This window comes from Elusimicrobiota bacterium (genome assembly GCA_018816525.1).
Taxonomy (GTDB): Bacteria; Elusimicrobiota; Endomicrobiia; order CG1-02-37-114; family XYA2-FULL-39-19; genus OXYB2-FULL-48-7.
Genome location: JAHIVV010000062.1, coordinates 1 through 6,643, shown reverse-complemented (window position 1 = coordinate 6,643; position 6,643 = coordinate 1). Strand labels below are relative to the sequence as shown.

Below are 6,643 nucleotides of genomic sequence, written 5' to 3'. Positions count from 1 at the left end.
GTTTACGTGAAGCCAACAGTGATGAAGTGGATGGCCTGCGCCGGGAAACAGAACAGCTCAAAGAGTTAGTTGGGGATATGACATTGCAGCTGCACCTTTTAAAAAAAAGTGTAGTGGGGTAAAAGCGGGGTGGCCTAGGAATATGGCCCCCCTGGTACGGGAAAGACTTCGCTGGCAAAAGCTACTGCCGGGGAACTTAATGCCAGTTACTTTGAAATCCCAATTGATGTTGTAGTAGGTTTTCCCGGTGAAGCTGAAAAAAGGATAGAAGAAATCTTTTTCAAAGCGAAAAATGACAGGTCGGTAGTATTTCTTGATGAAGCCGATGTTCTGTTAAAACGCGAAATAGGAATATCATCGGTGATGAATCGCGTTAAAGGCAAGCTTTTACAGGTTATGAGTAATGTTTTTGCTGAAAATATTCCCATGATTCTCATCGGTGCGACGAACAAACCTTGGGATATTGACTCGGCATTCCTTCGGCCCGGTAGATTTGACATGGCCTGCGAGGTTACTCTTCCGGATAAAGCCACTGTCTATCAGTTATTGCGGATAAAAAATCACAATAGGCAGTCCGTGCTTGACCTAAGTGAGGCTGATTACCAGGAATTAGCAGAGCTTATGGCTCAAAAGCATTACTCCGGGGCAGATGTTGAGGCTGTGTTGAATAATGTTGCGCTGGAGGCCTATAAGTGCTGCAACCAGTATGCCATACAGGCCAGAAAATAGTCAAGCACAACTATATTCGCCAAATTGAAGTCACCAGTTCGTCCACAGACAATTTGTACTTGAAATCGCTTGAAGAGTGGGTGCTTACCGGAATGTTGAAGTAGGAAAGATAGGGGCTATCGGCTTTCTGCTGGTAGCCCCTGTTTTTATTGATAAAATTCAGTAAAATAAGTATAATCACTTATAATGCCAAATCAAAACCCAGAGCAAATTGCTCGTGATAGAATCGATATTTTGCTCTCAAAATCTGGCTGGAAAGTGCAAGAAAAAGATGCTATTGATTTCAGTGAAGGCATTGGAATAGCAATAAAAGAATATACTACCGATATTGGACCCGCCGATTATGTTTTATTCGTTGAACAAAAACCCGTAGGAATAATAGAAGCTAAAAGAGAAGAAGAAGGCCATCGTTTAACTGTCCATGAAGATCAGGCAGAGGCATATGCAAAAGCCAAGTTAAAATATATAAATAACTCTCCATTAAATTATATATATGAAAGCACGGGCGAAATTACTCGTTTTACTGATATGCGAGATCCTAAACCCTGCTCCCGCCAAGTATTTTCCTTTCATAAACCAGAAACGTTAAAAGAATGGTTGACTTATCAAAAAACATTAAGAGCAAGACTGAATGACATTCCCGCGCTAAATAAAAAAGGGCTTCGTGATTGCCAGATAATCGCAATCGAAAACCTTGATAAATCATTTAAAGAAAGCCGTCCTCGTGCACTTATACAAATGGCAACCGGGAGCGGAAAAACGTTCACCGCAATCACTTCAATATACCGCCTGCTCAAATTTGCAAAAGCAAAAAGAGTCCTTTTCCTTGTTGATACAAGAAACCTGGGTAAACAAGCCGAACAGGAATTCATGGCCTATACCCCTACAGATGACAATCGTAAATTCACGGAATTGTATAATGTCCAACGTTTAACTTCAAAGTATGTTTCAAAGGATTCCCAGGTCTGTATAAGCACTATTCAACGCCTTTATTCCATCTTAAAAGATGAAGATTTAGATGAATCGGCAGAAACCACCAATCCTAATGAGATGATCCAACCTCGCGAACCAATGCCAGTAGTTTATAACGAAAAAATCCCTCTAGAATTCTTTGATTTTATTGTTATAGATGAATGCCATCGTTCAATTTATAATTTATGGAAGCAAATCCTTGATTATTTTGATGCTTTTCTTATAGGCCTTACTGCCACACCGGACAAACGGACTTTCGGATTTTTTAATGAAAATATTGTCAGTGAATATTCTCACGAACGTGCAGTTGCAGACGGGGTAAATGTTGGGTATGACGTATTTACAATTGAAACAGAAATCACAAAACAAGGTGCAAAAATAGCTGCTAAAGAATATATCGATTTACGGGAGAGGCTAACCCGTAAAAAACGCTGGGAACAATTAGAAGATGAATTGGAATACAAAGGCAAGCAGTTGGATAAAGATGTGGTCAATCCCAGCCAGATACGTAATATTATTAAAGCGTTTAAGGACAAGCTTCCTGATATATTTCCAGAGAGAACGGAAGTCCCAAAAACCCTCATATTTGCCAAGACCGACAGCCACGCAAACGATATTGTAGAAATGGTCCGTGAAGTATTTGCGGAAGGAAACAGTTTCTGTAAAAAGATTACCTATCAGTCCGAAGAAGATTCAGACTCTCTTCTTGCTCAGTTTAGAAACTCCTACTATCCCCGCATTGCAGTTACTGTAGATATGATAGCTACCGGTACTGACGTTAAGCCATTGGAATGCCTGTTCTTTATGCGGGATGTGCGGTCGCTCAATTATTTTGAACAAATGAAAGGCCGTGGTACCAGGACATTCGCTGGTGATGACCTAAAAAAAGTTACTCCATCCGCAAAAACTGAAAAAACTCATTTTGTTATCGTGGATGCAATCGGTGTTACAAAGTCACTTAAAACTGATAGCCGGCCTTTAGAACGTAAACCTGCCGTGCCACTAAAAGATTTATTAAATGCGGTTTTAATGGGCGCCGGGGATGAAGATACTTTGCTTTCCGTAGCCAATAGGCTTTCCCGTCTTGATAGGCAAATCCAGGAAGAACAACGGCAAAAAATAACAAAATTATCTGGCGGTTTTTCTCTTAAGGCTATAGTCAATAATCTATTAGATGCCTGCAATCCTGATATAATCGAATCAAAAACAAAAGAAATAAACTCTGAAACGTATATGCCCCAAGAGGAAGCAGAAAAAAAAGCAAAAGAACAACTTGTTAAACGAGCAACTAAAGCATTTAATGGCAAATTAAATGAGTTTCTCGAGAACACCCGCAAATCCCTTGAACAGATTATAGATATAGTAAATATTGACCATGTGACTTTTACTGGATGGGATACACAGGCAAAAGAACAAGCACAAAGCTTAGTCCAGGAATTCAAAGAGTTTCTTGAAAAAAACAAGGACGAAATACAGGCACTTTCAATTTTCTATAACCAACCTCATCGTCGTCGTGAAATAACATATAAAATGATTAAGGATATTTTTGAAATATTAAAAGAACAGAAACCACAACTATCCCTTTTTCGGGTTTGGGATGCTTGCACACACATTGAAAATGTAAAAACAGACAGCCCTAAAAGCGAATTAATCGCTATGGTGAGTTTGATACGCAAATTTGTCAGTATTGACAAGGAAATAAGCAGTTACGACACTGTGGTTAATAGGAACTTCCGCGATTGGGTAGTCCTCGCGCAATCAGGCCATAAGCACTTCACGGAAGAGCAGATGAACTGGCTTCATATGATTCGGGACCACATTGCCTCGTCTTTTCATATTGAAAAGGATGATTTTTCGCTCTCCCCGTTCGGTGAAACAGGCGGGCTTGGTAAAATGCATGAGGTTTTTGGTAACGAAGCAGATAATCTAATCAATGAAATGAATGAAGTTCTGGTGGCGTGATGTCTCAAAGTATATTAAATGTACCATTCGAAGATATCTATAGAACTACAAGTGGTGGGACCCCAAGCAGATCACATCAGGAATACTACGCTGGGAACATTCCCTGGCTTAAATCCGGCGAGCTGGAAGATAATATAATTTTTGACACACAAGAAAAAATAACACAAAAGGCAATAGATAATTCAAGTGCAAAACTATTTCCCAAGGGAACATTGTTAATTGCCTTGTACGGAGCGACAATTGGAAAACTCGGTATATTGGGAATCAATGCAACAACGAACCAGGCAATTTGTGCTATCTTTGAGAATAATTTAATCGTATCAAAATATACTTACTATTATTTGTTTTTCAAAAGACAAAAGTTTATTTCTATTGGCTTCGGAGGAGCTCAGCCAAATATTAGCCAGGATATAGTAAGAAAACAATTATTTCCCCTAATAGCTTTTGAAGAACAAAAACAAATTGTCTCCACCATTGATCAGCTTTTTTCTGACCTTGATAACGCCGTTGAAAACCTCAAAAAGGTTCGCGAACAATTAAAAATATATCGCCAATCAGTCCTGAAATATGCCTTTGAAGGAAAATTGCTTTCCATTGAACAACCATTAACTAAAAGATTAGGTGACCTCACTGAACTTATAACAAAAGGTGCTTCGCCGCGATGGCAAGGAATTAAATATGTGAGTGATGCATCGCAGGTCTTATTTATTACAAGTGAAAATGTGCAAGTCTATAATCTAGACATCAGTGAACCAAAATATGTTGAAGTGAAAATCAACGACAAACAAAAGCGAAGCATTCTCAAAAAAGGAGATGTTTTATTGAATATCGTTGGTGCTTCAATCGGGAGATCAACCGTATATAATGAAAATATTATAGCTAACATTAACCAGGCGGTTGCCTTAATAAGATGTAAAGTTGAACTTAATAATCAATATTTGACTTATTTCCTGAATTCAGGAATGGCTTGGCACTTTTATGATTCAAAGAAAGTAGATGTTGCTCGGGCGAATTTGAGCTTAACGGATGTTGCGAATATCCCTATCCCTTTTTATGAAACAAAAATACAAAATGAAATCGTTTCAGAGATAGAAAAACGATTTTCTATTTGTGATAAGTTAGAAACAACAATCGACGAAAATATACAGAAATCCGGTGTCTTGCGTCAGAGCATCCTCAAACAAGCTTTTGAAGGCAAATTGACAGAACACTGGCGCAGGGAACACCAAGACCTTATCACAGGTGAAAACTCAGCAGAAGCATTGCTTGCAAAAATCAAAGCTGAAAAAGAAACATTAAAAAAGCAAAAAGGAAAATAAAATGACTAGTGAGTTGATTTCAAAAGTATGGTCCTATAGCGGGGTATTAAGGGATGATGGTGTCGGCTACGGTGACTACCTTGAACAATTAACTTACCTGTTATTCCTGAAAATGGCGGATGAATATACCAAACCCCCGTACAATAGGAAAATTGATATACCAAAAGAATATCGCTGGGATACCCTAGTAAGCAAAAACGGTGCGGAATTGGAAACCCACTATGTAAAACTCCTCCGTGACTTAGGCCGGGAAAGCGGTATGCTTGGCAAGATATTCACCAAATCCCAGAACAAGATACAAGACCCGGCAAAACTATACCGGCTGGTTCAACTGATTGACCAGGAATCCTGGGTTAAATTAGGAGCCGATGTCAAAGGTGACATTTATGAAGGGCTTCTTGAAAAGAACGCAGAAGATACCAAGAGCGGTGCCGGCCAGTACTTTACTCCCCGAGCCCTGATAAAAGCCATAGTTGACTGTATTCGCCCAAAGCCTGAAAATACCATAGCAGACCCTGCCTGCGGTACAGGCGGCTTCTTCCTTGCGGCATATGATTACATAACGAATAAAAACAACTACCAGCTTAACAAAGACCAGCTGGAATTCCTTAAATATAAGACCTTTAAGGGCTGGGAGATTGTACAAAACACATCACGGCTGTGCCTGATGAACTTGTTTTTGCATAATATAGGGGATTTGGATAATGTCCCGCCTGTTGAGCGTGGGGATTCATTGATTGCTGACAGTGGCTTAAGGTTTGATTACGTACTTACAAATCCACCTTTTGGGAAGAAAAGCAGTATGACTTTCACTACCGATGAAGGTGACGAAGAAACCGAAGACCTGGAGTATAACCGCCAGGACTTCTGGGCAACAACCTCAAACAAACAGCTCAATTTTGTCCAGCATATTCATACAATGCTGAAGACTAATGGTAAGTCTGCTATTGTATTGCCGGATAATGTCCTGTTTGAAGGTGGTGCCGGAGAGACTGTCCGCAAGAAACTGCTTGAAACAACGAATCTGCATACTATCCTGCGCCTTCCAACGGGGGTTTTCTATAAGCAGGGCGTAAAAGCTAACGTCATTTTCTTTGATAACCGGCCTGCAAGTAAGGATGTCCAAACAAAAGAAGTGTGGATTTATGATTTTCGTACTAACAACCATTTCACTCTTAAGAAAGACCCGCTGAAATACGAAGACTTAAAAGAATTTATAGAGTGCTATAATCCCGGGAATCCAAACAAACGTAAGGAAACTTACTCCGAAAAGGAACCGGAAGGCCGTTTTCGTAAGTTTAGTTATGAACAGATAGTCGCCCGCGACAAAACCAGTCTTGACATATTCTGGGTTAAAGATAAAAGCCTGACTGACATGGACAACCTGCCTGACCCGGACATCCTTGCCGCTGAAATTATTGAAAACATAGAAGCAGGCCTGGAAAGCTTTAAGGGAATTATTAAAACTCTCAAGATTTAATACAAAATAGACAAATCACAAACAGAAATTACCCTATCCCCCCGATTATTTAGCGATGGTGTCATTAAAGCAGGTATAGGAGTTGTATATGGTCCGGTCTTCTGATAGAATTAAGTAACTACGGAGGATTGAGATGACAAATGGCACAGGCAGGAAAAAATTAAGCGTTGAAGAGAAGTGG

The 6,643-nt window shown here is 39.7% G+C and carries 3 protein-coding genes and 1 pseudogene; all 4 read left to right on the top strand.

Features of this window, described 5'->3' with window-relative positions:
- Nucleotides 1–141: 141 nt before the first annotated feature.
- The 4 genes and pseudogenes from KKH91_06010 to KKH91_05995 all read left to right on the top strand — a co-directional run bounded on the left by KKH91_06010 (nucleotide 142) and on the right by KKH91_05995 (nucleotide 6,462).
- Nucleotides 142–729: pseudogene (locus KKH91_06010) on the top strand (ATP-binding protein).
- A gap of 183 nt (nucleotides 730–912) precedes the next feature.
- The gene (locus tag KKH91_06005; GenBank protein ID MBU0952355.1) at nucleotides 913–3,663 is read left to right on the top strand and encodes a DEAD/DEAH box helicase family protein; all 2,751 of its coding nucleotides are present in this window, start codon (nucleotides 913–915) and stop codon (nucleotides 3,661–3,663) included.
- A complete protein-coding gene (locus KKH91_06000; protein MBU0952354.1) occupies nucleotides 3,663–4,982 on the top strand; it encodes a restriction endonuclease subunit S in 1,320 nt (439 codons plus the stop codon). Before KKH91_06005 ends, KKH91_06000 begins: the two co-directional genes overlap by 1 nt.
- Nucleotide 4,983: 1 nt before the next feature.
- The gene (locus KKH91_05995; protein MBU0952353.1) at nucleotides 4,984–6,462 is read left to right on the top strand and encodes a type I restriction-modification system subunit M; all 1,479 of its coding nucleotides are present in this window, start codon (nucleotides 4,984–4,986) and stop codon (nucleotides 6,460–6,462) included.
- The last annotated feature ends 181 nt before the right edge of the window (nucleotides 6,463–6,643 follow it).

What these genes read in the sequence shown, in the direction of transcription:
- KKH91_05995 (MBU0952353.1), top strand. Translation starts at nt 4,984, where the DNA reads ATGACTAGTGAGTTGATTTCAAAAGTATGGTCCTATAGCGGGGTATTA.
- KKH91_06000 (MBU0952354.1), top strand. Translation starts at nt 3,663, where the DNA reads ATGTCTCAAAGTATATTAAATGTACCATTCGAAGATATCTATAGAACT.